The sequence below is a fragment of the Bradyrhizobium sp. WYCCWR15520 genome, from assembly GCF_056174665.1.
Genome location: NZ_JBWBWM010000012.1, coordinates 93,574 through 120,472, shown reverse-complemented (window position 1 = coordinate 120,472; position 26,899 = coordinate 93,574). Strand labels below are relative to the sequence as shown.

The 26,899-nt window shown below is 63.5% G+C and carries 27 protein-coding genes and 1 riboswitch; of the genes, 8 read left to right on the top strand and 19 right to left on the bottom strand.

Going from position 1 to position 26,899, the window contains the following annotated elements:
• Positions 1 to 9 precede the first annotated feature (9 nt).
• From AC0QUY_RS15600 to AC0QUY_RS15590, 3 genes are read right to left on the bottom strand one after another with little or no spacing between them, the layout of a single operon-like run.
• Complete coding sequence (locus AC0QUY_RS15600; RefSeq protein ID WP_475387479.1) at positions 10 to 1,095, bottom strand: lipocalin-like domain-containing protein; 1,086 nt, start codon at positions 1,093 to 1,095, stop codon at positions 10 to 12.
• On the bottom strand, positions 1,085 to 3,547 hold the full coding sequence (locus AC0QUY_RS15595; RefSeq protein ID WP_475387478.1) for an ABC transporter permease: 2,463 nt from the start codon (positions 3,545 to 3,547) through the stop codon (positions 1,085 to 1,087). Before AC0QUY_RS15595 ends, AC0QUY_RS15600 begins: the two co-directional genes overlap by 11 nt.
• Positions 3,544 to 4,239 carry an ABC transporter ATP-binding protein gene (locus AC0QUY_RS15590; RefSeq protein WP_161850646.1) on the bottom strand — a complete coding sequence of 232 codons (696 nt, stop codon included), beginning with the start codon at positions 4,237 to 4,239 and terminating at the stop codon, positions 3,544 to 3,546. The genes AC0QUY_RS15595 and AC0QUY_RS15590 overlap by 4 nt, the downstream gene beginning before the upstream one ends.
• Before the next feature lie 267 nt (positions 4,240 to 4,506).
• On the opposite strand from AC0QUY_RS15590, the gene AC0QUY_RS15585 reads away from it, so the two are divergent.
• Positions 4,507 to 5,781 carry an MFS transporter gene (locus tag AC0QUY_RS15585; protein WP_475387477.1) on the top strand — a complete coding sequence of 425 codons (1,275 nt, stop codon included), beginning with the start codon at positions 4,507 to 4,509 and terminating at the stop codon, positions 5,779 to 5,781.
• Positions 5,782 to 5,919: 138 nt separating this feature from the next.
• On the opposite strand, the gene AC0QUY_RS15580 is transcribed toward AC0QUY_RS15585, so the two are convergent.
• Positions 5,920 to 7,662 (bottom strand): N-acyl-D-amino-acid deacylase family protein, encoded by a 1,743-nt coding sequence (locus tag AC0QUY_RS15580; protein WP_475387476.1) that lies wholly within the window; start codon positions 7,660 to 7,662, stop codon positions 5,920 to 5,922.
• Positions 7,663 to 7,841: 179 nt separating this feature from the next.
• Complete coding sequence (locus AC0QUY_RS15575; protein WP_475387475.1) at positions 7,842 to 9,059, bottom strand: MFS transporter; 1,218 nt, start codon at positions 9,057 to 9,059, stop codon at positions 7,842 to 7,844.
• 172 nt (positions 9,060 to 9,231) lie between these two features.
• Between AC0QUY_RS15575 and AC0QUY_RS15570 the strand changes: the two genes are divergently transcribed.
• Complete coding sequence (locus tag AC0QUY_RS15570) at positions 9,232 to 10,479, top strand: hypothetical protein (RefSeq protein WP_475387474.1); 1,248 nt, start codon at positions 9,232 to 9,234, stop codon at positions 10,477 to 10,479.
• A gap of 116 nt (positions 10,480 to 10,595) precedes the next feature.
• On the opposite strand, the gene AC0QUY_RS15565 is transcribed toward AC0QUY_RS15570, so the two are convergent.
• Entirely contained in the window at positions 10,596 to 10,751 is a 156-nt protein-coding gene (locus AC0QUY_RS15565) for a hypothetical protein (protein WP_475387473.1), read from the bottom strand.
• Positions 10,752 to 10,913: 162 nt separating this feature from the next.
• Here AC0QUY_RS15565 and AC0QUY_RS15560 point away from each other — a divergent pair, with 162 nt between their 5' ends.
• Positions 10,914 to 11,156 carry a hypothetical protein gene (locus AC0QUY_RS15560; RefSeq protein ID WP_057860418.1) on the top strand — a complete coding sequence of 81 codons (243 nt, stop codon included), beginning with the start codon at positions 10,914 to 10,916 and terminating at the stop codon, positions 11,154 to 11,156.
• A gap of 25 nt (positions 11,157 to 11,181) precedes the next feature.
• Here AC0QUY_RS15560 and AC0QUY_RS15555 read toward each other — a convergent pair whose 3' ends face one another.
• The 3 genes from AC0QUY_RS15555 to AC0QUY_RS15545 form a co-directional block, all read right to left on the bottom strand.
• Positions 11,182 to 11,454 (bottom strand): hypothetical protein, encoded by a 273-nt coding sequence (locus tag AC0QUY_RS15555; RefSeq protein WP_161850641.1) that lies wholly within the window; start codon positions 11,452 to 11,454, stop codon positions 11,182 to 11,184.
• Between the two features lie 208 nt (positions 11,455 to 11,662).
• Positions 11,663 to 12,043, bottom strand: a complete 381-nt coding sequence (locus AC0QUY_RS15550) for a DUF6925 family protein (protein WP_475387540.1) — start codon at positions 12,041 to 12,043, stop codon at positions 11,663 to 11,665.
• Between the two features lie 70 nt (positions 12,044 to 12,113).
• The gene (locus AC0QUY_RS15545) at positions 12,114 to 14,390 is read right to left on the bottom strand and encodes a TonB-dependent receptor (protein ID WP_475387472.1); all 2,277 of its coding nucleotides are present in this window, start codon (positions 14,388 to 14,390) and stop codon (positions 12,114 to 12,116) included.
• A gap of 112 nt (positions 14,391 to 14,502) precedes the next feature.
• Positions 14,503 to 14,702, bottom strand: a riboswitch (cobalamin riboswitch).
• A 135-nt stretch (positions 14,703 to 14,837) separates the two neighbouring features.
• Here AC0QUY_RS15545 and AC0QUY_RS15540 point away from each other — a divergent pair.
• Genes AC0QUY_RS15540 through AC0QUY_RS15530 form a run of 3 tightly spaced genes read left to right on the top strand, consistent with a single transcriptional unit; the run spans position 14,838 to position 17,490 of the window.
• Complete coding sequence (locus AC0QUY_RS15540) at positions 14,838 to 15,881, top strand: FecCD family ABC transporter permease (RefSeq protein WP_161850638.1); 1,044 nt, start codon at positions 14,838 to 14,840, stop codon at positions 15,879 to 15,881.
• Entirely contained in the window at positions 15,878 to 16,660 is a 783-nt protein-coding gene (locus tag AC0QUY_RS15535; RefSeq protein ID WP_475387471.1) for an ABC transporter ATP-binding protein, read from the top strand. The genes AC0QUY_RS15540 and AC0QUY_RS15535 overlap by 4 nt, the downstream gene beginning before the upstream one ends.
• A complete protein-coding gene (locus AC0QUY_RS15530) occupies positions 16,660 to 17,490 on the top strand; it encodes an ABC transporter substrate-binding protein (RefSeq protein WP_475387470.1) in 831 nt (276 codons plus the stop codon). Before AC0QUY_RS15535 ends, AC0QUY_RS15530 begins: the two co-directional genes overlap by 1 nt.
• A gap of 91 nt (positions 17,491 to 17,581) precedes the next feature.
• Here the strand turns inward: AC0QUY_RS15530 and AC0QUY_RS15525 are convergent, their stop codons facing one another.
• From AC0QUY_RS15525 to soxC, 10 genes are all read right to left on the bottom strand, one after another.
• Positions 17,582 to 18,622: an MBL fold metallo-hydrolase gene (locus AC0QUY_RS15525; RefSeq protein ID WP_161850635.1), complete on the bottom strand. Its 1,041-nt coding sequence runs from the start codon at positions 18,620 to 18,622 to the stop codon at positions 17,582 to 17,584.
• A 243-nt stretch (positions 18,623 to 18,865) separates the two neighbouring features.
• Positions 18,866 to 19,327, bottom strand: coding sequence for a DsrE family protein (locus tag AC0QUY_RS15520; RefSeq protein ID WP_475387469.1), 462 nt, complete (start codon positions 19,325 to 19,327; stop codon positions 18,866 to 18,868).
• On the bottom strand, positions 19,324 to 21,072 hold the full coding sequence (soxB, locus tag AC0QUY_RS15515; protein WP_475387468.1) for a thiosulfohydrolase SoxB: 1,749 nt from the start codon (positions 21,070 to 21,072) through the stop codon (positions 19,324 to 19,326). Before soxB ends, AC0QUY_RS15520 begins: the two co-directional genes overlap by 4 nt.
• Before the next feature lie 84 nt (positions 21,073 to 21,156).
• A complete protein-coding gene (locus AC0QUY_RS15510; RefSeq protein ID WP_475387467.1) occupies positions 21,157 to 21,486 on the bottom strand; it encodes a hypothetical protein in 330 nt (109 codons plus the stop codon).
• Complete coding sequence (gene soxA / locus AC0QUY_RS15505) at positions 21,483 to 22,349, bottom strand: sulfur oxidation c-type cytochrome SoxA (protein WP_475387466.1); 867 nt, start codon at positions 22,347 to 22,349, stop codon at positions 21,483 to 21,485. Before soxA ends, AC0QUY_RS15510 begins: the two co-directional genes overlap by 4 nt.
• On the bottom strand, positions 22,346 to 22,657 hold the full coding sequence (gene soxZ, locus AC0QUY_RS15500) for a thiosulfate oxidation carrier complex protein SoxZ (protein WP_161850632.1): 312 nt from the start codon (positions 22,655 to 22,657) through the stop codon (positions 22,346 to 22,348). Before soxZ ends, soxA begins: the two co-directional genes overlap by 4 nt.
• A gap of 81 nt (positions 22,658 to 22,738) precedes the next feature.
• A complete protein-coding gene (soxY, locus tag AC0QUY_RS15495) occupies positions 22,739 to 23,224 on the bottom strand; it encodes a thiosulfate oxidation carrier protein SoxY (protein WP_475387539.1) in 486 nt (161 codons plus the stop codon).
• 38 nt (positions 23,225 to 23,262) lie between these two features.
• Positions 23,263 to 23,616 (bottom strand): sulfur oxidation c-type cytochrome SoxX, encoded by a 354-nt coding sequence (gene soxX, locus AC0QUY_RS15490; RefSeq protein WP_161856277.1) that lies wholly within the window; start codon positions 23,614 to 23,616, stop codon positions 23,263 to 23,265.
• A 50-nt stretch (positions 23,617 to 23,666) separates the two neighbouring features.
• Entirely contained in the window at positions 23,667 to 24,341 is a 675-nt protein-coding gene (locus AC0QUY_RS15485) for a c-type cytochrome (RefSeq protein WP_475387465.1), read from the bottom strand.
• Complete coding sequence (soxC, locus tag AC0QUY_RS15480; RefSeq protein ID WP_475387464.1) at positions 24,325 to 25,569, bottom strand: sulfite dehydrogenase; 1,245 nt, start codon at positions 25,567 to 25,569, stop codon at positions 24,325 to 24,327. The genes AC0QUY_RS15485 and soxC overlap by 17 nt, the downstream gene beginning before the upstream one ends.
• A gap of 218 nt (positions 25,570 to 25,787) precedes the next feature.
• On the opposite strand from soxC, the gene AC0QUY_RS15475 reads away from it, so the two are divergent.
• Together AC0QUY_RS15475 and AC0QUY_RS15470 are read left to right on the top strand one after the other, a co-directional pair.
• Positions 25,788 to 26,177, top strand: a complete 390-nt coding sequence (locus AC0QUY_RS15475; protein ID WP_475387463.1) for an ArsR/SmtB family transcription factor — start codon at positions 25,788 to 25,790, stop codon at positions 26,175 to 26,177.
• A gap of 33 nt (positions 26,178 to 26,210) precedes the next feature.
• The gene (locus AC0QUY_RS15470; RefSeq protein ID WP_475387462.1) at positions 26,211 to 26,897 is read left to right on the top strand and encodes a DUF938 domain-containing protein; all 687 of its coding nucleotides are present in this window, start codon (positions 26,211 to 26,213) and stop codon (positions 26,895 to 26,897) included.
• Positions 26,898 to 26,899 lie beyond the last annotated feature (2 nt).

The window sequence follows — 26,899 nt, the reverse complement described above, 5'->3', positions numbered from 1 at the left end:
TGCGCGGGCTTAATAGCCCGTCATTTCCAGATAGCCCACTCCCGTGTGGCTGCCTTCAAAGCGGATCGGGCCTTCCCAATAGGGAAAGCTTGTGCCCATCCAGCTCCTGGGATTGAGCGGCCGGCATTCGATCGCCAGTGCCATTTTTGCGACCGCAATGCGCCAGGCAGTCGGGATCTTTCGTCCTTCGATCTTGGTGACGGTCAGCGGCGTCATGACGATGTCGTCGGAGCCCAGGGTCTCGACCGTGTTGTCGGGCGCGATCCACTTGCCGGAGCCGTAATGCTGGCCGTCGTTCTGGCGCATCCGGTACAGCATCAATTTGTCGCCCGAATTGAAATGCAGCGAGAGCCAGTCCCATCCGCTCTGGTCCGCGGCCAGCGGCTGACTGCTCCATTCGCGATCGAGCCAGGCCATGCCGGTGACGTCGATGGGCTTGTCGTCAATGGTGAGAATGCCCGCCGCCGCATAATGCGGCTGGCTGTAATAGTAAGACGCCTGTTCGCGCAGTGATTTGCGGCTGTAGCCGCCGTCGCCCTGCAGCGTCAGCGGCCGCTCCGCATCGAGGCGCAGCGCGTAGCTGAAATCGGCGCCCGATGCTTTCAGGGCACACGGTGCGATATTGTCGTCGTTGACGGAATCGAGGGCGCGCATCTCCCAGGCGTCGATCCAGGCGTGAAACGGCGCCGCCTCGACGCCAGCCTGGCCGACGCCGCCGCGCGCAAACGTCTGGCTGAAGCGATGGGTATCGTCGCGCGTGACGGCGGCATGACCCATCCAGATCTGCTGGTTGGCCCAGCCTTCCTGCGGGCCGCCCGCTGCGATCGCCTGGCGAAATAGCGTCCACTGTGCGCCGTAAGCCGTTCCGCGCGCATCCGTGAGATTGGCCGTCACATACCACCACTCGATGCGGAATTGTGGATGCGGTCCGTGGTCGGCGGGAAATGCGAATGTCCTGTCGGGGACAACAGGCGCAAATCCATCCGCGCTTTCGCTCAAACCCGCAAAGCCCTGTGCGAACGCGCTGCCGCCCAGCCCGGCAAGGAGCGCGCCGCCGAGGAAGCCGCGGCGGGTGATCGGGCCGCTACCGTTCATTGGCAAAAATCCTGATCAGGCTGGCCGGCTGCATGCGCGCCAGCCTGATGACGGGAAGCGCGGAAGCCGCAAGCGCCGCCACCATCGCAACGCCGGTGAGCCACAACAGTTGCATCGGAAAGACATGGAATGGCAACCGCCAGCCGAACGCCTTGACGTTGACGATCGCGAGCAGGCACCACGCGACCAGCAGACCCAAAGGAAGCGCGAAGAGTGTGGTGATCAGCGCCATCGACATCGTCTTCAGGAGCTCGATCGCCGCGAGCCGCCGACGCGTGACGCCGATGGCCCATAATGGCGCCAGTTGCGGCAGGCGGGAATTGGCCAGCGTCAGCAGGCTCGTCAATAGCGCAACGCCGGCAACGCCGAGCGTGAAGGCGTTCAATGCGGCCGTCACCGCAAAGGTGCGGTTGAAGATTCGTGTCGATTCCGCCTTCATCGTTGCCTGATCGGCAACGTTGCGGTTGTCGAGGGCGAATTTTTCCTGCAGCGCCGAGATCAGCGCCGGGATTTTCGCCGGCGCAACCCGCAATCCCATCCGCGTCAGCGGGATTTCCGGAAAGCGCCGCGTCAGCGCAGCGAAGTTTACCGCGATCTGGCCCTTGGGATTGCCGTAGTCGGCATAGATGCCGACCACGTTGAGCGTCCAGTTGCCGCCTGACGCGGGCACCTCGATGCGGTCGCCGACGGAAAGATGAAGCCGCCGCGCCAGTTGTTCGCTGACGAGCGCGGCGTCGCCGGGGCGAAGCTTGATCCAGGCATCGTCTGCCGATTGTAAGAGCGGCCAGTGGTCGCGATAGGTGGCGTGATCGGGCAGACCCAGCACTTCGAGCGGCGCGCCGGCCAATTGCGTATCGGCGCGGCCGCCGGGCAGCACCGCCTCGACCTCGCGACGCTCGCGCAGCCACGCCCTGATCTCGTGTGCCTGCTCGTCGTTGGCGGCGTTGACATAGACATCCGCCGCCAGCCGCCCGTCGAGCCAGACCAGGAAGGTGCGGGAAAAGCTCTCGACCATGGTGGAGACGCCGACATTGACTGACAGCGCCAGCAATAGCGCCATCAGGGCGAGCGACAAACCGGACAGCTGCTGGCGGCTGTCGGCCCAGAACCAGATGCCGAGCGGGGCCCGCGCGTAGCGCTGGCCAAGCGACAGCACGATCTCCAGAAGCATCGGCAGGATCAGCGCGGCGCCGAGCATCAGTGCGGCGAGCACGGCAAAGCCCGCAATCAGGGAATCGCCAAACCAGAGAAAGCAACCGGCTGCAGCGAACGCCGCGAGCGCCAGCGCGCTCTGGTAGGTCAGCCAGCGCCGCTGCGCCTGTTGCCAGGCGAAAGGCTGGGCGGTGGCGAGTAGCGGCAGTCGCAGCGCCTTGGTCAGGCTGGCGGCGGCCGCAGCGAGCGCGCCGAGAATACTGATGGCGACGCCCGCGATCCACCATTGCGGCTTGAGCGTCAGATGTCCAGGAATCTGCGCGCCGTAGAGCCCGCGCAGCGATGCGGCGACATCGGGCAGCAGCGCCCCGGCGATGAAGTAGCCGCAAACGAGGCCGATCAGCCCCGCAGCCAGCGCCAGCGACACCAGTTCGATCACCAGCACGACGTTCATCATCCGCGCGGAGACGCCGCAGGCGCGCAGGGTGCGCAAGGTCGGAAGGCGCTGCTCGAAGGCGAGACCGATCGCCGAATTGACGATGAACAGGCCGACAAAGAACGACAGCAATCCGAAAGCAGTCAGGTTCAGGTGGAAACTGTCGGTGAGGCGCTCGAGGTCGGTCTCGGCATCGGGCTTAATCAGGCGAAGCTTGTCGCCGGCAACGCTTTCGAGCGGCGCGTGCCTGCTTGTCGTCTTGCCGATCAGAAGGCGCGAAAGTTGGTCCGGCATTTTCAGGATGCTCTGCGCGATGCCGATGTCGACGACCAGCACGCCGGGCACCAGGTTCGGCTGCACGCGAAGCGGCGGCAGTGATGCGCCGCCATTGGCTTGTGGGCGCGCGCCCTCGGCGAGCTTGAGATCGGCAAGCGTTTCCGGCGCGACCAGCATTTCGCCCGGCGGTGTCATGAAGGATTGCAGGCCGGCCTTGCCGATTGTCGGCGCGTTCCCGACTTCGGCGGGTAGCGTCACCGGCTCGATGCCCAACAGACGGAACGACCGTCCCTCGATCTGGATGCGGCCCTCCAGCACCGGCGAAACCGGCCAGCCGGCGCGGCGCAGATCGACGAAGAGTTGTTGCGGAAGGGTTGCGCCGCTGCGGGCGACCAGCATGGCGGTGCGCGTGCCGCCGAACATGGCGGCGGCACGGTCATAGGAGGTGCGTGCCTGCTGGTTGAGCGCCTGCACGCCGCTCCACAGCGCGGTCGCCGAGATCAACCCGATCAGCAGGGTCGCGAGTTGCATCGGATGCCGCCGCCAATGGCTCAGCAGCACGGCCAGCGTCCACAGCGCGCGTTTCACGCGATCACTCCGGCATGGAGATTGACCTGCCGGTCGAGCGTTGCGGCGAGCCGTGCGCTGTGCGTCACCATCAGAAACCCGCAGCCGCTGCGCGTCACCAGATCGCGCGCCAGTGCCAGCACTTCGTCCGCGGTGTCCTCGTCGAGATTGCCGGTCGGCTCGTCCGCGAGCAGTAGCAGCGGCTTTGTTGCCAGCGCGCGGCCGATCGCGACACGCTGCTGCTGGCCGCCGGACAATTGTTCGGGATAGCGTTTCAGGAAACGGCCGAGCCCGAGCCGCTCGACCAGTTCGTGGTGCCAGGCCGCATCATGACGGCCGGCGATGCGCGACTGGAAAACCAGGTTGTCTTCCACCGTGAGACTCGGAATCAGGTTGTATTGCTGAAACACCAGGCCGAGCCGGTCGCGGCGCAATTCCGCCCGGCCGGCATCGCTGAGCTCGGAAACCGACGCATCGGCCAGCCTGATCTCGCCGCCATCGGCGGCATCGAGGCCGGCGATCAAGTGCAGGAGCGTGCTCTTGCCGCTGCCGGATTCCCCTGTCAGCGCTACGCTCTCGCCGGCAGCGACCATAAGGTTCACCCCGCGCAACACCGCGACCTCTTCGCCGGCGGCGCGGTAGCTCTTGGTCAGGCCGGTCACGTGAAGAACATGACCGGTCACGTTGGGCACGATGGGACTGCCGTTGGTCATGCGCGAAGATGGACCGATTTGACCATGTAAGCTCCCCCTGACGTGATGGCATTGCAACATATCAGCGCTGTTGCACCGGATCACGGCCTCAATCGCGCTACCGCGTGATCGTGATCCAGTTGTGGCCTGCGCCTGCCCTTTCAGCTAGCAGTTTGCGGCGCGGGCGCCTTGTGTGAAAATCCGGGTTGCCTTGCGCGGGAACCCCCTTGTAGCATTGGAACCGGCCAATCCCACAGAGCCAGCAAAGACAAAACGGGGAAACCTGCCATGACCGCGCAAGCGACGCCCAAGGGCGCCTGGAAGATCACCTTCCTGCTGTTTCTGTTCATGCTGGTGAACTTCGCCGACAAGATCGTGGTTGGCCTGGCTGGCGCGCCGATCATGGACGAGTTGAAACTGTCGCCGGAGCAATTCGGTTTCCTTGGCTCCTCGTTCTTCTTCCTGTTTTCAATCTCGGCCATCGTCGTCGGTTTCATCGTCAACCGCGTCGACACCCGCTGGGTGCTGCTTGTGATGGCCATCATCTGGTCGATATCGCAATTCCCCATGGTCGGCACCGTCGGGTTCACGACGCTCGTCATCTGCCGCATCATCCTCGGCGCCGGCGAGGGTCCGGCATTCGCTGTGGCTGCGCATGCGATCTACAAATGGTTTCCCGACGAGAAGCGGACGCTACCAACCGCCATCCTCTCGCAGGGCTCGGCGTTCGGTGTGATTCTCGCGGTGCCCGCGCTGAACTGGATCATCGTCAATCATAGCTGGCACTATGCGTTCGGCGCGCTTGGCGTGGTCGGCTTGCTGTGGGTGGCGGCGTGGCTGGTGATGGGCAAGGAAGGACCGCTGGTTCAGACCGTTACGACGGCATCAGCCGATCCGCGCGTTCCCTATGTGCAGCTTCTGACGTCGCGGACCTTCATCGGCTGCGTCGCTGCCACCTTCGGCGCCTATTGGGCGCTGTCGCTCGGCTTGACCTGGTTCACGCCATTCATCGTCAAGGGGCTCGGCTTCTCGCAAAAGGATGCGGGCTGGATTTCGGTTTTGCCCTGGGTATTCGGCGCGGTCATCGTGCTGCTGACGGGGTGGATCTCGCAGGTGATGCTGACGCGCGGTTACACCACGCGCGGCGCCCGTGGCGTGCTCGGTTCGGTACCCTTGATCATTGGCGGGCTGATCCTTGCGGTGCTGCCATACGTCAACGGTGCCGGATGGCAGATCGCCTTTCTCGTGATCGGTTCCGGGCTCTGTGGCTCGATTTATGTGGTCTGCCCGCCGATGCTCGGCGAATTCACGCCGGTGCAGCAGCGCGGCGCCGTCATCGCGATCTATGGCGCGATCTATACGCTGGCCGGGATGATCGCTCCTTTCGTGATGGGCGCGGTGATCCAGAACGCGGCGGTGCCGCTCGACGGCTACATGACCGGCTTCACCATCAATGCCGTGATCATGGCGGCATCGGGCCTGCTTGGCCTGCTGTTGCTCTGGCCGAACACGGAACGCGCAAGGCTGATGGCGCAGGCCGCCGCGCAGCCGAAATTCGCGTGAGGTTCGTAGCCCGGATGGAGCGAAGCGAAATCCGGGGCAAGCCCATCCGCCTGTGAGAATCCCGGGTTGCGCTTCGCTTCACCCGGGCTACGGCTTACTGCCGGCAGGGACGACACCGCGTATGAGGCGATGCCCCAGCTAACTCGCCGCCGCGTCGAACTGCGGTTTTGAACCCTGCGCACCGCGCACCAGTTTGCCCGGGCGGGCGCCGGTGGCCTTGCCGCCGCGCTGTGTCACCACGCCGGAGACGATGGTGGCATCATAACCGTCGACCTGCTGCATCAGGCGGCGGCCGCCGACGGGGAGGTCGTAATGCACCTTCGGCGGATGCAGATGCAGGCGGTCGTAGTCGATCACGTTGACGTCGGCCTTGAAGCCGGGCGCGATCACGCCACGATCGTAGAGGCCGACCGAGAGCGCGGTCTTGCGCGACTGCGCGGCGACTACGAACGGAATCGACAGCTTTTCGCCGCGGCTGCGGTCGCGTGTCCAGTGTGTCAAAAGATAGGTCGGGAAACTGGCGTCGCAGATGATGCCGCAATGCGCACCACCGTCGGAAAGGCCGGGCACGGCGCTGGGTTCGCGAAGCATCTCATGCACGGCATCGAGATTGCCGTCGGCATAATTGAGGAACGGCACATAGAGCATGCCGCGGCCCTCGTCCGTCAGCATCGCTTCATAGGCGAGTTCTTCCGGCTGTCGGCCCTGACGGCGGGCCTGCGGGCCGAGCGCATTTTCCGGCGGCTGCTCGTAATCAGGGGGATCACCCAGCAGGTACATCTTGTCGTAGTTCGGCCGGAAGAACAGCGGGTCGTCGGTTGCCGTCGCCGTCTCGTTCAGGATGGCCGCGCGCACCTCGGGCCGGCGCAAATGCGTGAGCCGCTCCGCCAGCGGAAGGTTGGCGATGGCGCGGTAGCTCGGATGGGTCTGGAACGGATTGCGCGACAATTCCAGGCCAAGCAGCAACCCGACGGGCCGCGCGGCAATCTGGGTCGTGATCGAGAGGCCGCGGGCGGCGGCTTCGTTGATGGTGTCCATCGTCTGCCGCCAGCGCCGCGGCGCCTTGTCGGCCTGGGCGACGGAAAATGAGATCGGGCACCTGGTCTTTTCAGCGACCCGCAGCATCATCGGCAGGTCTTCGTGTACGGTGCTCTGGTCGAGCACGAATTGCAGCACGCTGCGGCCGACGCCATGCATCGCGCCGGCGATCGCGGTCAATTCATCTTCGCCCGCTTTCAGCGTCGGCGTGTAGTCGCCCGTCGAGGTGCGGTGGTTGAGAGTGCGCGATGTCGAGAATCCCAATGCGCCTGATCGCACGGCGTCCCCGGCGAGCGCCGCCATCGCCCTGTTGTCCTCCGGCGTTGCGGGATCGCGGCGCGCGCCGCGCTCGCCCATCACATAGACGCGCAGCGCCGCGTGCGGCAGTTGCGCGCCGATGTCCATGTCGAAGTTTCGTTTGGACAGCCAGTCCATGTAGTCCGGGAAGCTCTCCCACGCCCAGGGAATGCCGGCGCTCAGTACCGGCTCGGGGATATCCTCGACGCCTTCCATCAGTTGGATCAGCCTGACATGGTCAGCCGGACGACACGGCGCAAAACCGACGCCGCAATTGCCCATGATCGCCGTGGTGACGCCGTTCTGTGACGAGGGCGTGATGTCCTGGCTCCAGGTGACCTGTCCGTCATAATGGGTGTGGACGTCGACAAAGCCCGGCGTGACCAGTCTGCCCCTGGCGTCGATCTCTTCCTTGCCCTTCGCGGCAACCTTGCCGACTTCGGCGATGCGGCCACCTGCAATCGCAACGTCCGCTTCGAACAATTCACCACCCTTGCCATCGGCAATGGTGCCGCCGCGGATCACGAGGTCGGGGGTCGAGGTCATGGCTTCCATCCCGGTGCTGTTCTTGTTGCTGCATCATCCGGCGTCACAAGGCACAGTCAACCGCCGGGGATGGGGTTCAGGAATGCATCGGAAGCGTTTTCGCGCGAAGCATGCCCTCGGAATTGATCCGGGGATGGGTACCGGTTCGCGTGAAGAAAACGCGTAAAATAGAGACCGCGTTATGCCTTGACGGGTTCCGCCGGCTTGCGGTCGGTCACCAGCGCCAGCAGGACCGTCAGCACCATGAAGGCGACGGACGCGCCGAAAACCCAATGCGGCAGGTGCTGGTCCATGATCCAGCCGAACAAAAGCGGCGAAAGAATACCACTGAAATTGAAGCCGGTAGAGACAATGCCGAAGGCGCGGCCTGCGGCCCCCGCGGGAGCAGCGTTACGAACCAGCATGTCGCGCGAGGGTGCGATGACGCCGCCGAGGAATCCGGCCAGCCCCATCGCGGCGGTCAGCACGACCGGCGGCAGGTTGGTCGCCGCAATAATCGTGATGATGATGGCGTTGATCGCAAAGCAGGCGGCAGCGACATTGCCGTGACGCTTGGTGCGGTCGGCGAGATAGCCGCCGGCCAGCACGCCGGCTGCGCTGGCGCCGAGAAAGGCGGTAAGCGCGATATTGGCGGCGTGGAATGTCACGCCATAGCCGCTCATCAGCGCGACCACGCCGAAATTGCTGATGCCGGCGTTGGAAAGGCCGAGCAGCATGAAGAAGATCGTCAGCACGATGAGCGCCGGCGTCACGATGCTCTGCTGCTGCGGCGCCGCTGCGCCGTCGACCTTGCGATCGGCAGAACTCGCATCGGGAATTTTCACGGCAATCAACAGCAGCGCCACCACTGGCCCAACCGCACCGGCCACGATCAGCGCGCCGAGTCCGCCGACGGCGGCCACCAGCGCAGCCATGATCGCGGGCGCCACCGCGCCGCCAAGGAAGCCGGCAAAGGTATGGACCGAAAACGCGCGGCCCATCCGCCGTGTATCCATATGTGTCGACAGGATCGCATAGTCACAGGGGTGATAGACGCTGTTGGCGAGGCCGAGCAGGACGGCGCAGGCGATCAGCGAGGCGTAGCTCAGATGCAGGCCGAGCATGATCAGCGCCAGGCCGCCGACGGTGAGACCGATCAGCAAAACCTTTCGCGCGCCGATATGGTCGGCGAGATAGCCGATCGGAGCCTGCGTCAGGCCGGAGACGACGCCGAAGACGGTCAGCGCAAAACCCAGCTCGATATAGCCGACGCCAAGCTGTTCTTTCAGGAACGGAAACAGCATCGGCAGCACGAACAGATGGAAATGGCTGACCCAATGGGCGACCGAGATCGCCGCGAGCGTGCGCAGCGATGTGTCCGCCTTGGCCTGTTGCGGTGCGGCCAGAATATCGACCATGTCAGCTCAAAATCCTGTGTGACTTGCGGCCCGGCTGGGCGGGCTGAAAATATAGGCAGGCCGTTATTTGTCCATGAATGCAGCTGCATGGCTGCCCCGGCGGAGGGCAGGGGCGTGCGAATGGCTCAGGAAATCGGAAGACAAAGGCGGCTTGGCGCGGCAATGATCCGATATGCCTGATCCCGCTAAGCCGCTCCGGGTGCTCGTCTCCGAAGGTTCCAGTACCTCGTCCCGGGAGGCGGTGACTATTCTGGGGCTGTCGGGCCATCACGTCGAGGTCTGCGATCCCTCGCCCTGGTGTCTTTCGCGGTTTTCTCGCTTCGTTCGGAAATTTCACCGCTGTCCCGGGCTGCGGAATGACCCGGCCGGTTATCTGGCCCTTATCGAACAGCTTCTGGCCGATGGAAAATTCGATGTTCTGCTGCCGACGCATGAGCAGGGATTTTTATTTGCGCGGGTCGCGCACCGCATCGCGGGCCGCGCCGGGATCGCGCTGCCGGATTTTGAGAACTATCGGCAAGCGCATAGCAAGGCCGGATTCAGCCGCGTGCTCGATCGGCTGGAGGTGCCGCAGCCGCTGACGCGGATCGTCACATCGGCTCAGGCTGTCCGTGACGCGATCCGCTTTCCGGCCGTCGTGAAAACTTCCGTCGGCACCGCGAGCCGCGGCATCTGGTTCGTGCACAGCGCGGACGATTTCGAAGGCGCGCTGCGCGATCTTGCGGCCAGCGATGCATTCACCAGCGAAGTGCTGATGCAAGACCTCATCGCAGGCACCACCGAGAAGGCGCAGTCGGTGTTCTGCCGCGGCCAACTGATCGGCTTTCATGCCTATCGGCAGGTGGCCGCGGGTATCGGCGGCGGCGAGGCCATCAAGCAGAGCGTGAGCCGGCCGGTGGTGCGGACCTATCTCGAGAAGATCGGACAGGCGCTCGACTGGCATGGCGCGCTATCCGTTGATTATCTCATGCGCAGCGATAACGATCCGCCCTTGCTGATCGATTGCAATCCACGGCTGGTCGAGCCGATGAATGCGTATCGATCCGGTGTCGATTTGGTCGGGCTCCTGCTTCGGATCTCGCTCGGCGAAACGCCGGAAGCATTGCCCGCAAGTAGCAACGGCGTGCTTACGCATCTGGCGATACAGGCGTTGCTCGGATGTGGGGCGCGCGGCGGCACGCGGCGCGACATTGTCAGGGAGTGCCGGTATCTCGTTGCGAGGAGAGGGCCTTATGCCGGCAGCAGCGAAGAACTCATGCCAGTGCAGTTAGACTGGCTCAGTGCCGTGCCGCTGGCGATGACGGCGGCATTGCTGCTGGCCTCGCCGAAGCTCGCGGTCAAACTTGCGCGGGGCGGGTTTAGTGCGCATATGCTTGATCTCCGAAGTATCCGGGCGATCGAGGGGGAGGAGCTTGACTAGACACAGCCCGTCATCGCCCGGCTTGACCGGTATTCCGCGGCGCCGACGTTGTACGGAAAGTCTCGGCGTACTGGATCGCCCGCCTTCGCAGGCGATGACACCTTGGTATGCTGCGCTCACAACGGCTCGTCGTCATTACCCGTGCGGTCGCGCTTCGGCGTTGCGATGTCGCCGTCCTCGTCATCCTCGTCCTCGGCCGGAATGCGTTCCGGCTTTTTCGGCTTGTCGTCCGCTTTTTTCGGAGGTTCGTTCTTCCTGCCCGTTCCGTCCATGTGATGCCTCCTGCCGGATCAATCGGCGTTTGCGCTGCGCGCCGACTCAGGGTAACGGCATGACCTCAATCTGCCGCGTTTGGCCGGCATCCTAGCGCCGATCAGACAATTCTTCCCGCCCTTTTTGCGGCTGCGGCCCGAAGGGCCTTACATGGAGCCAGTATGAAGAAGCCCCGCATTGCGCTGGATGAACCGCAGCCGCGCAAGACCATCCGTGCCGACAAGGCGCCAACCTCCGGTTACTCGCTGGTGGTCGATGGTCACTTCAAGTCGCATCACGATACGGTTGAGGCGGCGGAGGAAGCGGGTATGGCGTTGAAGAACCGCTTCCAGATGCTGCAGGTGCAGGTCTACGATGCCGAGAACAAGACGCGATCGCTGATCGATTGGCCGGGGCCGGCGTAACGCACCGGACTTTTGCGCGGCTCGCTCAGATTCGCCGTCCGCCGCTTTGCTGGTTCGCCAGCCAGTCGGAAAGGGCCGGGGCCTTCTCCGCCGGCTTCCGTGCCTTGGCGGCGCGCGCCTTCTTCGTCGCGGGCGCGCGCGGCGGCTCGGCAGCTTCGCGCGCCAGCCGCAATGCCCTCAACCTCGCCATGTTATCGAGCGTGGCTTTCGTGGCGGCTTCCCGCTCGGCCATCGCGGACTTGGCGGCCTCGGCCGCCTTTGCCGCCCGGTCGTCGCGGCCTTGATCGTCATTCGTCATTTCAAGTCTGTCTCAATCTACTATGTTGTTTTTGACCCCAGGCCCACCCGAATCTGTTTAGGAATCGGCGGCAGCTTCGACATTCTCTCCTGTCACGCCATTCGAGTTGCGACAGAAATCGTCGAGAGGTTTTGCGGCTTCATTTATCACGGGATCTGATCACAGAAAGCGTTATTTTTGGTCGAAATGATGTCGCTTTCTTTCCAAATCAATCATGCTCGTGCAGATCCGCATCTTCATTCTGCTCGTTCGGGCTGCCTGGATCGAAACTGGCAAGCCAAGTGTCCAGCGCCGTTGATGCATATCCTTGGGATTTCATCTGCCGCAAGGCGATGCGGATGCTGGTTCGACCGTGACGACCAGAGGCGACCGCCGAAGGCGGCTCGCCGGTAAGCACGGCATCGATCACACGCTGCTTGACCGCCAATGTTTCGGGATCGCCGCACACAGCCAGCATCGCCTGAAACGCGCGATGATGCGTGACGTCGAACGGCCGGGCCTCGCCCAGCCCATCGCGCGCCGGATGCGACTCATTGCAATCAGCGGAATGGACGCGGTTCGGGCATGAAAAGGTATTCTCCCCGGCAATATGCCCGAGGAGAATACCTTCTCGTCTGGTCAGGACAAGCCGGTCCGGCGGACCGGACCGGTGAATTCGCTCAGAACGTTGCGCCGGCCTTCACCATAAAGGTGCGGCCGGGGAGCGGGTAGGCCGAGAAGCGGCCGGGCGTAAACGAGCTGGCGATCGCGTAGTCATAGTAGAGTGCGTTGAACAGATTGTTCACGCCCACCGACCAGAAGAAGCGATCGTACTGTCCGCTAAGCTTCAGATCGGCGGTAGCACTGGCCGGAATGGGCCGCTGGGTGTTGGCTTGGTCGTTGTCCATGAAGCGCTCGCTCCAGGCACGTACGGTGGCGTCGAACACCAGGTAGTTCTGCCAGATATTCCAAGTCACGCCGCCCATGGCTGTATAGCGGGATACCAGCGGGACGTCGTCACCTGCGAACGGCCCCTCGCGAAAGACAGCGCGCGTATAGGCCATGCCGCCGCGGAGCGTCACCGTATCGCTGACACGCAGCGAGGCGCTGGTCTCGGAGCCGTAGCGGCGGGTCGGATCGAGGTTGACGTTGAAGAACAGCGCCGGGATGAAATGGATCTCGTTCTCGAGGTCCATGTTGTAGATGCTCGATTGCATCTGGAAGCCACCGCTCTTGATGCGGAATCCGCCCTCGATGTCATGCGAGGTCTGGGTCTTCAACTGGAAAGTCCCTGGAACGAAGAAGGGACCGCTGGAGACGCGCTCGTCGACGGTCGGGGTTCGGAATGCGCGCGCGGCGCGGCCGAATACCGAGAACACGCTGTTGAAGCGATGCTCGAGGCCAACATGCAGCGCGTACTGTGTTTCGTTGCTGTCCAATGGAGAGGCCGCGGGGCTGCAATTGAAGAACATGGCGCAACCGGGTGCATTGGGATCAAACCGATCCCGGGCACTCAGGCTGGTATTTTGAACCCTGGCGCCATAGGAGAAATCGGTCGTCGGCAATAGGCCGACCGTGTGCTGCCCGTAGCCGGCCAGCGTCTGCTGCGACAGGTCGTAGATGTGGGTCGGCGCAAGGCCCTTGAACGCTCCGCGGTCCTGATTGAATGTCGCGTCGTAATAATCGATGCCGGTCAGGATCTGCGAGGGAATTCCGAAGATCGAGTTCTTGATGCTCAATCGCGGCGTGATCGACCAGGTCAGCAAGGATGCGTCGTTGTAGGTGGAGGAGAAGCTCGGAAGTGGCGAGGCAAACGGTACGGCGCCGAAGAAACCACTTTGCGTGTCCTTCTTCCGAACGCCGCCGTCGACAATCAGGTCGACGCCATTCATGATTGTCTTGGTGAAGCCGGTGGTGGCGCTGGCGCCTTGCTGGTTGCCGTAATCGAACGGCGTATTGGTGCCCCTACGATCAGTGACGAGTTGATCTAGTCCGATGGAGGGATCGACGGTGCGGCCGCCCGGGAAACCGAGCTTCTGGTCGTCGCCGGTTACCGTAAGGAAGGCCTTGAGGTCCGGTGTGGAATAATTGAGATTGCCGACCCCGTTGCGCTGGTCGAGGGCATTGTTGACCCGGTAACCGTCAGACTTGATGGCGTTGCCATAGAAGGACGTCGACCAAGGTCCGTAGTTGGTCGCGGCCGAAATATTCGCAAGCCGCTGATTGAAGGAGCCGACGCCGGCCTCGGCGCGCATGGCAAAGGGAGGGCCGCCGACGCCGTCCTTCAGGACGATGTTGACGACGCCGCCGACCGCGTTGTCGCCGTAGAGCACCGCGCCGCTGTTGCCGCGGGTGATTTCAATGCGCTCAATCGAATTGAGCGGAATGGTCGAAAAATCGACGCCGGCCATGTCGATGTCGTTGAGCCTTCGGCCGTTGATGAGCACCAGCGTATTTGAGGTCGCGAAAGCGCCGAATCCGCGGAGGTCGACGCTGGTCTTGGCGCCGTTGACGCCGCCATACAGGCTCGTCAGTTGCACGCCGGGCGTTTGCGCGATGATTTCCTGCAACGTTTGTGCGGGCGAATGCGCGATCTCTTCGGCGGTAATAACGGTCGACGCCGTGCCGACAATGCCTGAAAACTGCCGGCCGCCGCTGCCGCCCGCGCCTTGCGAAGCACTTTGCGATGAGGCGCCCGAACCGGTCCCGGCTGCGGGCCGTGTGCCGGTCGGGGGCGCTGCCGCCGGCACGACGCGGCGCGAGGTCGATCCTTCATCGTAGGTCGGTTTGGCGCGGGTCCGATTCAGGTCCGTGGGCGAGGTTATCTCGATCGGCGGCAATTGCTCAGGCGGCGTCTGCGCCGCTGCGCCGGAAATGCCGAGCGATACGATCGGTATGAGGAAGCTGGAAGCAAGCCAGACGCGGCGGCGCGTAGCGGCTCTGTTGGTGGAAGACATGGTTCAGACCTCGGTATGACGTCAGTGGCACGTCACAGCGAACCAAGTCTCACCGTATGCTAACCGAGCTTAGGTGAAGCTAATGCCTGTACTCCCCGACCGACATCTTCGCGTGTGACCACGGCTGACGGCAGGTCTCCTGGCTCGCGGGTCGTTACCCCATCGTCGCCTTCCCAGGACCGAGATGCCCAGTGGCGTGTGACGAAGGATTCGCCGCTTACAGTTGCGGGGGCAGCCGCGGAATTGGGGAATTTCCCCGCACCGCATTCCCTTTTGATCCCCAAAACGGGAACCGTCGGGAACTATGGTAGAAGTTCGTCAAAGTCCGAGTCAATCCGCCCCGGCGCGCCGAGCAATGCCTACTGGACGAGTGCGCTATTTTTGCCGCATGAGCACGCGTGCCCGACCGTCTGTACCGGAGCGGGCAAAACTGCTTTAGGACGATCGATGAGTGTTGAGGCCGTAACCCTGACCAACGAGATTGCCACGCGCCGGCGGATCGGCGCGGTGGCGGCGCTTTCCGTCCTCGTTGTGTTCCTGATGCTGATCTCGCTTGGGATCGGGCCGGTGCGGCTGTCGCCGCTTTCAGTGGTGCAAGCGTTGTTGGGCGCCGGCAGCGACGTATCGCAGGTGATCGTGCGGGAGATACGCCTGCCGCGCACGCTGCTGGCGCTCGCGATCGGCGCTATTCTTGGCCTGTCGGGCGCTTCGCTGCAGGGCTTGCTCCGCAATCCACTGGCCTCGCCTTCGTTGTTCGGCGCGCCGCAATCGGCCGCCTTCGGCGCCGTGCTGGTGATTGCGCTGGGGCTGGCCGATGTGCGCTCCTACGCGCTGCCGGTTGCGGCGATCGCTGCGGCCTTCGGTTCGGTGTTTGTGCTGCTCACCATCGCCGGCCGCAATGCCGGGCTGCTGATCCTCATCCTCTCGGGGCTCGCGATTTCCAGCTTTGCGGGTGCTGCCACCGCGCTGGTGATGAACCTCTCCAGCAATCCCTTCGTGGTGCTGGAGATCGCGTTCTGGCTATTGGGCTCGTTGGAGGACCGCAGCTTCCAGCATGTGATGCTGGCGTTTCCCTTCATCATTGCCGGCGCGATCATGCTGTTCAGCCAGCGCCATGCCTTTCGCGCGCTCAGTCTCGGCGAGGAAACCGCGCAAAGCCTCGGCGTCGATGTCGGCCGCCTCCGGCTGTTCGTGATTTCGGGCGTCGCACTGGGCGTCGGCGGTGCGGTCGCGGTTACCGGCACCATCGGTTTCATCGGCCTGGTCGCGCCGCATCTGATGCGGCCCGTGATCGGTCACGATCCGGGGCGGCTGTTGATCCCGAGCGCGCTTGCCGGCTCGGCGCTGCTGCTCGCGGCCGATATCGCGGTGCGCATCATTCCCTCGACCTCGGATATCAAGGTCGGCGTGCTGACCTCGATTATCGGCGTACCGTTCTTTCTCTATCTGATCATGCGCGAACGCCGCGCGCTCAGCGGAGGCGTTGCATGAGCGAGACAGCATTGCTGAGCGCAAGGGGGTTAGGCGTGCGGCTCGCCGGCCGCGTCGTGCTGACTGACGTTTCGTTCGCGCTTGACGCGGGACATCTGGTTGCCCTGGTCGGGCCGAACGGCGCCGGCAAGACCACGCTGTTGCGGTCGTTGGCCGGGCTGATCCCGTCCGAAGGCGAGATCGCGATCGGCGGTCAAACACTGGCCACGCTTCCGCTGCGCGAGCGCGCAAAACGCTTTGGCTACCTGCCGCAGGGGCATGTCGTGCACTGGCCGCTGCCGGCGCGCGATATCGTAGCACTCGGTCGCTATCCGCATGGCGCGACCGATCCGGCACGGCTGTCGCCGAAGGACGCGGAAGCCGTGCTGCGTGCGATGCAGGCGGTCGACGTGCTCGAATTCAGTGATCGCCGCGTCACCGAACTCTCGGGCGGCGAGCGCAGCCGCGTCGCGCTGGCCCGCGCGCTGGCCGTGGAGGCGCCGGTCATCCTGGCCGACGAGCCGACCGCCTCGCTCGACCCTCGGCACCAGATCGACGTGATGCAGAATTTGCGCGCGACCGCCGACAAGGGCGTGCTGGTCATCGTGGTGACGCACGATCTTGGGCTCGCCGCGCGATTTGCCGACCATGTGCTGGTGCTGCGCGAAGGCCGGCTGGTGTCGCAGGGCGCCCCGGCAGAGGCGCTGTCCGAACAGGTGATGGCGGATGTGTTCCGGATCTCGGCCTATCGCGCGGAGTATCAGCGCGAGGCGGTGATCGTGCCGTGGGCGGATGTCTGATGCGGCGGCCGGCACTTCTAGCGGTGGCGATGGCGCTTGGGTTGCCGGGTACAGCGCCTGCCGCCAATCTGCCGCGGCTGGTATCGATGAATGTCTGCACCGATCAATTGGTGCTGATGCTCGCGGACCCCCACCAGATCCTGGGATTGAGCCGGTTCTCTCGCGACGGCTGGCAATCGCAGGCGGGCGACCTCAGCCGCTATCCGGTGCTATCGGGCGGAGCCGAGGACGTGCTGCTGATAAAGCCCGACATCGTCGTCGCCAGCGCGTTCGACAAGCGCTCGACACGGGACTTGTTGAAGGCGAAAGGGCTTCGTCTCGCCGAACTCGCCGTGCCGCGAACCCTCGATGAAGCGAGGCAGCAGATCCGCGAGGCCGGCGACATCACCGGTCATCCCGATCGCGCGGCGGCGGAAATCGCGCGGCTTGACGCGGCGCTGGCGCGCGCCCGTCAGGCTGTTTCGGAGCGGCATTATCGCGTGCTGCCGCTGTCGCGACGAGGCTGGGTGGCGGGCAGCGACAGTTTTGTCGGTTCGCTGCTGGCCGAAACCGGGCTGCGCAGCGCGGCCGGCGATCTCGGTTTTGCCTTCGGCGGCTTTGCCTCGCTGGAGGCGATCGTGAATTTGCGGCCGGATTTCCTTGTGGTTTCGCAGGCCGGCGATATCGCGCGCGATGACGGCCAGGCCTTCCTGCTGCATCCGGCGTTGGAGCGCTTCTATCCGCCCGCAAAGCGTATCGTGATCCCGGAGCGCATGACCGAGTGCGGCGGCGTGTTGCTGGCGGACGCGCTTGACGCTCTGACGGCGGAATTGAAGCGGGTGAGAAAGTAAATTCGTAGCCCGGATGGAGCGAAGCGCAATCCGGGAATCTTTTGGCGGCGTCCCGGATTTCGCTTCGCTCCATCCGGGCTACGATAAAACCTCACCCCATCACCACCGGCCCGCCGATCTTCTTCCATGCGTCGATGCCGCCTTCGATATGCGCGGTGTTAACAAGGCCCGCATTCTTCGCGGCGGCCACCGCCATCGCCGAGCGCTCACCGAAGGCGCAGAAGAACACCACGCGGCGGCCGGTGGCGGCGGCGACTTCGCGGAGCATGCCGCCGGGCTTGAGGCTCTCGGAGATACCAGGGTAGGGCGCATGCAGCGCGCCCGCGATCGTACCGTGCTTGGCGCGCTCGCTCGCTTCGCGCAGATCGACCAAGAGGATATCGGGCCGACCGAGACTGTTGATGGCGTCGCCAGCAGAGAGCGCGAGCCCCTGCTTGGCAAGCTCCTCCTGATGCAGGCCGACATGCATGTTGGCGGGCACCGCGACGTCCATCATCTTCGGGTTCGGCAGCTTCAGGTTGGCCATCAGCTCGATATATTCGTCGACATTGCGGACCTGCAGCCGCGGATTGTAGCGCTTCTCCTCGCCGATGGTGGAAACCGTATCGCCCTTGTAGTCATGGGCGGGGAACACCAGCGTCTCCTCGGGCAGTTTCAGCAGCCGGTTGAAGATCGACTCGTACTGCGCGCGCGAGGAGCCGTTCTGGAAATCAGTGCGGCCGGTGCCGCGGATCAAGAGCGTGTCGCCGGTGAAGACGCGATCGCCCATCAGGTAACTATAGGAATCGTCGGTGTGGCCGGGCGTGTACATGACATCGAGGCACAGCCCCTCGATCGTCACCTTGTCGCCGTCGGAAACCCGCATCGAGACCACGTCGGCCTTGCTCTGCTCGCCCATGATGGTGATGCACTGGGTGCGGTCGCGCAGTTCGCCAAGGCCCGTGACGTGATCGGCATGCAGATGGGTATCGACCGCCTTCACCAGCCGCAGGTCGAGTTCGCGCAGGAGCTGGCAGTAGCGGTCGGCTTTTTCCAGCACGGGATCGAGGATCAGCGCCTCGCCGCCGGCGCGGCTCGCCAGCAGGTAGCTGTAGGTGCCGGAAACGCTGTCGAAGAGCTGACGAAAGATCATGGTTGCTGCCGCGCTCTCAATCCGAGTCTCGGGCAGGATATTATTCTAATTTGACGGCCTTCTCAAACAACTTTCATCTATAAGAAGCGACCTTGTCGAAGGAGTTTTACGCCTTGGGGCTCGCCTCTGTCATTGCGAGCGAAGCGAAGCAATCCATGCCGCAGCGCAGGGAGAGATGGATTGCTTCGCTTCGCTCGCAATGACGCTGAGGCGACATTGCGATCTGCTCGCGCACAAAGGCCTTCACGGCCGCACCAGCGTATATCCGTTCTCCGTCAGGAACAGAATCTGCGCCACGCCGACCTGCACCGGCGTTGCCGCGGCAATGAATACAGGCCGCTTGCCGTTCTCGCGCTCCAGCGTATCGACGGTGTTGAGGCAGATATCGAAGCGCGCGCCTTGCGCGACCAGGCTCTCGACCATCTTGCGGTTGGGATTTTCCGGGCGCAGCAGGTCGATGCCGGGACCGAAAGCAACGATCTCGATCGCGACCTTATCGGGGTCGTAGTGCTTCATGAGATTGCTGGCGACGCTGAGCACGAGGCCCTGCTTGCGCGCGTCGTTATCGGAGAGCTGCAGCACGATCTTGTGTTCGGCAAACGGCTTGTCCTGCAGTGGCGCCTGCTGGGCGCGGGCGTCAGGCGTGGCAGCCGCGATTGACAGCGCCGCGATCGCGACGCGAAGCGTGTTTGAAATCGCCGTCATGCCTGTCCCGCAATGCCCGGATTGCCGTCAACGCCTTTCAGCGTGACGCCCGGCGCGGCCCGGTTCGGCGGCTTGCCCGATCTCAGATGCCTGGCGACCACATCCCAGATCGGTGCGCCGGTCTGCTCGTTGACCGAAGCCCAGCCGGCCACCTTGTAGCGCTTGCCGGCCTCCAGCGTGCGGCCGTTGTCGAGCTTCACGTCGGAAATCCGCTTGCCCACCGTCTCGTTCGGGCTGCAGGTGTAATGCAGCCCGCCGACGCGCACCATGTCGCCGCCCTGCTGGTAATAGGGATCGGTGTTGAAGAGATTGTCGCAGATGTCCTCCAGCACGTCCCTGATCTGGCTGCCGGTCATGGTCTGGACGTAGGTCTCAGGATAGGTGACGGCGGTCTGCGCCATCACGTCTTCCATCGTCAGCGGCTGGCCCGCCAGCGCGGTGGTGCCCCAGCGAAAACCCGGCGACAGTGCGATCTCGGCATTCAATTCACCGAGCAGCGCGTCGCAGATCAATTGGTCCATGCTGCCGCTGAAGTTGCCGCGGCGATAGAGCAGGCGGTCGGCGGATGCCATCTTTTCGTCCAGTGCCGCCGCATGTGGCGCGCGAATCTTGTCGATCAGCGCCTGCATCGCCGGATCGGGCTTCAGCAATTCCGAAAACACCGGCAGCAGCCGGTAGCGCACATCCTTGATCTTGCCCTTGCCGAGGTCGAGATCGAGTACCGCCAGGAACTTGCCGTTCGAGCCGGCATTGGTGACGAGCGTGGTGCCGCCCGCGTTGGTCACGGCAATCGGCTGCGGCACGGCGTCATGGGTATGGCCGCCAAGGATGACGTCGATCCCGGTGACGCGGCTGGCGAGCTTGAGGTCGACGTCCATGCCGTTGTGCGAGAGCAGAATAACGGCGTCGACCTTGTCGTTGCTGCGGTGCGTATCGACGAGCTTTTGCAACTCTTCATCGCGGATGCCGAATTTCCAGTCCGGCGTAAAGCGCTTGGGGTGAGCGATCGGCACGTAGGGGAACGCCTGTCCGATCACGGCGACGCGATAGGAGCCGATCTCTTTGATCACGGATGGCTTGAACACGCGACCCGACGCCGGATCGAACGCCTTGGCATCGTTGAAGGCGGCTTCCTCGGTGAGGAAGACATTCTGCGCCAGGAACTCGCCCTTGAAGCGTTCGAGATTGGCGCGCAGCACCTTCTCGCCATAGGTGAATTCCCAATGGCCGGTCATCGCCTCGATGCCGAGCAGGTTGGCGGCATCCACCATGTCGGCGCCCTGCAGCGTATTGGCAAGACCGGTGCCCTGCCAGAGATCGCCGCCGTCGAGCAGCAGGGAACGCCCGGACGAGACCTCGCCGCGCAGCCGGTCGATCAGCGTCTTCAGATGGGCAAAACCGCCGAGCTTGCCGAACCGCCCGGCGGCCTTTTCGAACTCGACGCAGGTGAAGGCGTAGGCGTCGGCACTGTCGGGCCGGATGCCGAAGCGATCGAGAAAGGCGCGTCCAACCAGATGCGGCGGGTTGCCGTGCATCGGGCCGACGCCGAGATTGACGCTCGGCTCACGGAAAAACACCGGCCGGAGCTGTGCGTGCACGTCGGTGATGTGCAGGATGCGGGCGTTGCCGAAGCGTTCGAGATCGTAGACGCCCGCATTGTCGGCGCCGCGTGCCAGCCGTGGCAGGCTGCCCGACAGGGTGGCGGCGCCCGCGAGCGTCAGGAAATCGCGGCGGCGGATGGTCATGCGGGTCTCCGCGCGTCGTAACGGCGTCTCCTTGTAGGGCATGATCTTGGCAGAAAACCGGTTTCCACTTTTCCGGATCATGCTCTAGCGAATTTCCATGTCTCTCCAGCGGGTCTTCTCGCTGGTGGCCTGGAAGATCGAAGCCTTGGCCAAAGCCTCGGCTTCCTTGGCCGACGCGGTGGCCTTGTCGAAGTCGCCGGCATCGGCCGCCTTCTTCGCCGCCGCCAGCGTGTTCGCCGTGGTGGTCCATTGATTGCGGAGCTTGCCGGCTTCCTTGTTGGCGGCTTCAGCCGCGGCATAGGCCGCCTTGAAATCGTCCTCCGAGCCTGCGGCGCGCGCACTCGTCACGCCCGCCGCGACCAGCGCCATGACCAGGATCGGGACAAATGCGGATTTCGGCATCGAGTTCCTCATGGCCGCGCTCCCGGCCCCGATATCGGTAGCCCGTTGCTGACATAGGACAGGTAGTATTCGACGTTGCGATATTCGTCGTCCTGCGGGCTGAGCGGCACACCGCGGATCTGGCTGTTGCAGGTGGTGAAGCGCCGGCTGGTGGTGCCCATGCCGCTCCATTCCGAGCGATAGATCGGCATCGCGTTGACGATGCCGAGCGCGGGCGCCAGGATTTCGGCGCGGATGCGCTCGCCCGGGCTTTGCACATGGCAGGTGGCGCAGGAGAAGTTGAGCTGGCCGCGCCGCGTGTAGAAATATTCCTTGCCGGCCTCGTAGGCTGCAAGCGCCCGCGGATCGTCCGGGATCTTGATATCCATCGGCTTGCCGCGCGAGGTGAACGCCATGTAGGCGGTCAGCGCCGCCATTTCGTCCCTGACATAGGAATAGGGCGCTTCGCCATTGGCTTCGCGGCAGCGGTTGAGCGCCAGCTCAAGTGTGATGACCTTACCTTCCTTCTCGTCGAAGTAAGGGTAGTTCTGGCGGACGCCGATGCCGCCATTCGGGAAGCAATCGGCATAGGTCTTGCCGTTCTTGAACGGCTTGGAGAACATTTCCTTGCCCATTTCGAGCGAGAACTCGTAAGGCGGAAACTGCTCTTTCTCCTGCCATTGCTTGTACAGGTCCTCGTTCATCGAGTAGGGACCGTTGACGAAGTCTTCCAGCTTCACCTTGGGGAATTTGTCGGTGAAGAACTTTTTGAACGCCTTGGCGTCGGCGACGGGATCGACCTTGTCGGCGGCATCGGAGGGCAGCGTGCTGGCAAGCGTCAACAGCGCAAGCGAAAGCGCGGCGGAAGCCAGATAGATCGCGGATCGCAGCTTCATTGGATCTTCGCCGTGGTGGTGTCGGTCGCGCCCTTGTTGTCGACCCAGCGTATCTTCAGCTCGTCGCCCTTCTTGCCGCCCTTGAAGGTGAATTTGACGTAGGGATCCTTCGAAATGCCGCCGCCCCAATCGGCTGCGAACACGTTCTTGCCGTCATGTTCGAAGGTTAGTTGCTGGATGAAATGCGGCGGAATGATTTCGCCCTTGGAATCCTTGACGAAGCCGGAATCCATCGGGTGCTGGATCAGCGCCTGCACCTCGGTGGTCTCGCCGCTCGAAGTAGCGCGCACGCGAATGGTCGATGCCATTTATGCTCTCCTGATTCACATTTTGCGCATGATCTTGTCGAAAAACCGGTAACCACTTTTCCGGATCATGCGCTGTGCCCGTTAGCCGCCGCAGCCGCCGACGGTGACTTTGACTTCCTTACTGGCGCTGTAGAGCTTGCCGCCGGCCTCAACCAGCACCGTCACATTGCTGGTCTTGGCCATCTTGATGCGGTTGGCGACGTTCGGCATGGTGCCTGCCGGAATGTTGTACTTTGCGATCAGCACGTTTGGATTTTCGCTGACGAGGAACGCGATCGAGGTCACGTCGCCAAGCGTCGTAGAGACCGAGATCGGCACCACGGAACCGTTTTCGGCGATTTCGGGTGCGTCCAGCTTCACCTTGTCCGAGGGCTCGGCGGTCTTGCCGTAGAGCGTCTTGATGGCGTCGGCGTCGCTCTTTTGCTTGAACGCGTCTTCCGGATATTTATCGTTGGCGGCTGCGAATGCCTTCGTGACATCAAGGGATGCGATGCCAAGGCCGATCAGCGTCAACACGCCGGCGCCTTTCAGGATCAGCCGGCGCGTCGCTGAAAAATCATTTTCCATGGTATTCATTCAAACTCTCCTAAAGCATTGCTCCGCGTTCAAAGCGTCTGCAGGAAATCCACCACCGCGTTGATTTCCTTTTCGGTCAAAATCCGGTTTCGTCCGAACGGCGGCATCACGGTCAGCGGATTGCGCTGGGTTTCGTCATGGAGAATGGCGACGAGATCCTCGCGCTTGGGATACTTGCTCTTGATGTCGACCAGCTCGGGCCCGATCGTACCGGGAAGGTCGCCGCCCTTGATGACATGACAGGTCAGGCAATTGCCCTTGCTGCGGTCGAAGGCGAGCTTGCGGCCTTCGTCCACCGCGGACTGCGCCTGCGCGGAGCTTGCGGATGCGAAAGCGCCGATCGCCAGTGCCAGCGCGAACGCAGGAAGCCGTAACGCGGGCAGCCTTGCGGGTTTCGTCGGGGAATGATCGGTCACAGGCGTTTCCGTAATCTCTATTTTGGTTGCATCGTGTCGAGCGGCCCGGTCGTGCGCGGCGTGAGATTCCTGCCCTCGGCCGTCGAGAATATCCTGACATCGGCGGCGTTCACGCAGGCGGTCATGCAAGGCGCTGCCGCCGTATCGGGGCGCGGGTCGGTCCAGATGAAATTGTCGCGATTGCGCATTTTGACTTTCGGCAAGCTGTTGCGATCGGCAACGAAATCATGGGGAACGAGATCGTTCAGGCTCAGAATATAGGCGGTCAAAGCATAAACGTCATCCGCTGACAATGTGTGCGGCGCGGGCATCGGCATGGCGCGGTTAATATAGTCCCATAGGGTCGGGGCAAACGGCCAGTAGCTGCCCACCGTCGGCTCCGGGCGCTCGTTCCGGAGCGACCCGACGCCGCCGACCAGCTTCGGAAAGCGGCCTTCGCCTTCGCCGAAGGTTCCATGACAGGCGGCGCATTGCTCGGCGTAGACCTCGGCGCCCCGGTCGACCGTGCCCTTGCCGGGAGGCAGGCCTGTTCCGTCCTCGCCGCGCGCGTCGATGTCCCATCCATCGATCTGCGCCGGCGTCGCCACGCTGCCGTAGCCGAAATGACCGGGCTCTGCCGCGCCCGCGACATTGCCGGCGGCCGCAAGCACGGTGGCGGCGAGCAGCAGGCCAATCTTACGCGAGCTGTACATTGAACACGCTTCCGTCCGGTTTGACCTGCCATGTCTGGATCGAATTATTGTGGTAGATCGAGTTCGAGCCGCGTTGCGCGCGCAGTTGTGCAATCGTCGGCTGCACGTAACCGGTCTCGTCGATGACGCGGGATGCGACCAGTGCAGGACGGCCGTCCCAGCGCCACGGCAGCGTGAATTTCGTCAGCGCCTTCGACAATATCGGTTCATGCAGCCGCGCGGTCTGCCAGTTGACGCCGCCATCCGTGGAGACGTCGACGCGCTTGACCTTGCCGTTGCCGGTCCAGGCCAGTCCCCTGATCTCATAGAGGCCGGGCCCATCGAGCGGTTTTTCCGGGCAGGGAAAGGTGACGACCGATTTCGCGTCCATCAGCCAGGTGAAGCCGCGCGAGGTGCCGTCCGGCATCAGGTCGGTATATTTCGAAGTTTCTTCGCGGCTATGCCATGGCTTTTCGCCGAGCTTGATCCGGCGCAGCCACTTGATGTTGACATTGCCTTCCCAGCCCGGCACCACCAGCCGCAGCGGATAGCCCTGTTCGGGCCGCAATGCCTCGCCGTTCTGCGCATAGACCACGAGGCAATCGTCGAGACATTTGTCGAGCGGCAGGCTGCGGTTCATATGCGCGCCGTCGGCGCCTTCGACCATCGCCCACTTCGCCTCCTTCTTGATGCCGACCTCTTCCAGCAGCGTCGACAGCTTGACCCCGGTCCATTCGGCGCAACTGACCATGCCGTGGCTGAACTGCAGTGAATTCATCTGCGCGGCGCGCCAGTTCATGCCGCCATTGGCCGGGCATTCAATGAAATGGACGCGCGTGGTTTGCGGGAATCGCAGGATGTCCTTCATCGTGAGAAGCAGCGGGCGCTCCACGAGACCGTGGATCATGAGCTTGTGCTGTGCCGGATCGATGCTGGGCCATCCCGCGTGGTGGCGCTCGAAGAAGAGCCCGTTCGGCGTGATGATGCCGTGCAGCTCCTGCAACGGCGAAAAGCTCACCGACGATTCCGTGCCGGCCGTGAGCCAAGGCACGTTGCGCCGGATCACGGAGGCTTCGGTATCGGCAGGCCGGCCGTAGGGCCGATCAACCACGCCCGCGCCGATCGATTGCGACCATGGGGCGTCGGCGGGCGGAGATTCCTGCGCGGGGTTGGCGGTGGCACGTTTGCCGCCAAGGGCGAGGCTGCCGGTCAGGACCGCGCCGAGGCCGAGGAAGCTGCGGCGGCCCATCGTTGTATCCGGGGCGGCGGGATCAAGGAGAACAGCTTTGCTGCGTAACGGGTCTGGCCGCACGTTTTCTTCCCCTGGCGGCCGTATCGCCGCATCATTTCTTGCTTTTTGGAACAAGTATCCACACTTGCTAATTTAGTCAATGCTAAAGAAAGGCCGAGGCGCTATTGTGATATCTGTGCTTCGCGGGCACGGAAAACGATACCGGATTTGCAGTGATGAGAGCAGCCGCCACGGCCGCCCAAGAGACTGAACAAGCGACCGAGCAAGAGACCGCCTTCGCACCCGGCGCCGACGACGCGGCGGCGCTGAAAAAGCTGGCGAAGCAGGCCGGCGAGGCCGCGCAGCTCCTGAAAATGCTGGCCAACGAGAAGCGTTTGCTGATCCTCTGCTTTCTTGCCGTGCGTGGCGAGATGACGGTCGGAGAACTCGTCGGCGTCGTAAAGCTGAGCCAGTCCGCGCTCTCGCAGCATCTGGCGAAACTGCGCGCCGACGGCCTGGTGGAATTCCGCCGCACCTCGCAGACGCTGCATTATCGGGTCGCCGACCAGCGTACATTGCGTGTGCTCGGGGTGTTGAAAGAGATTTTCTGCGGCGATCTGAAGTGATGCTGCGCCACTTTTTTGCAGGACCGAATTGAGATGGCTGAGTTTGTGGTTGAGTTCGGCAAGGATGGCCGGCCGGTCGAAGCCGACGGCAGGCTCGATGCAGCAGCGTTCCACCGCAACCATGCACCGATCTGGGCGGTGCTGCAGAAATTCCTCGCCGGCAAATCCGGCGACGTGCTGGAGGCCGGCAGCGGCACCGGCCAGCATGTGGTGCATTTCGCAACACACACGCCCGACATCATTTGGTGGCCGAGCGATCTCAACGAACGGCACCTGAAGAGCATCGAAGCATGGCGCGCGCATACCGCCTTGCCGAACATCCGCCCGCCGCTGCGGGTCGATCTCTCCGATCCCGCCTGGTGTCCGCAAATGCATGATGGCAGCGGGCCGGGAGAATTGCTGGCGGTGTTCTGCGCCAACGTGATTCACATCGCGCCCTGGCGCGTGGCCGAAGGCCTGTTCACGGGCGCGACGCGCTATCTGCGGAGCGACGGACGGCTGTTTCTCTATGGTCCGTTCAAGCGCGACGGCAAGCACACCGCGATGAGCAACGCCGTGTTCGACACCAGCCTGCGCCAGCAGGATGCCGAGTGGGGCGTGCGCGATATCGCCGAAGTGGAGAAGCTCGCCGCTGGCGTGGGCCTCGTCCTGGTCGAAACCGTGCAGATGCCCGCCAACAATATGATCCTGGCTTTCCAGCGATCGGACCTGTCGGCGTAGTC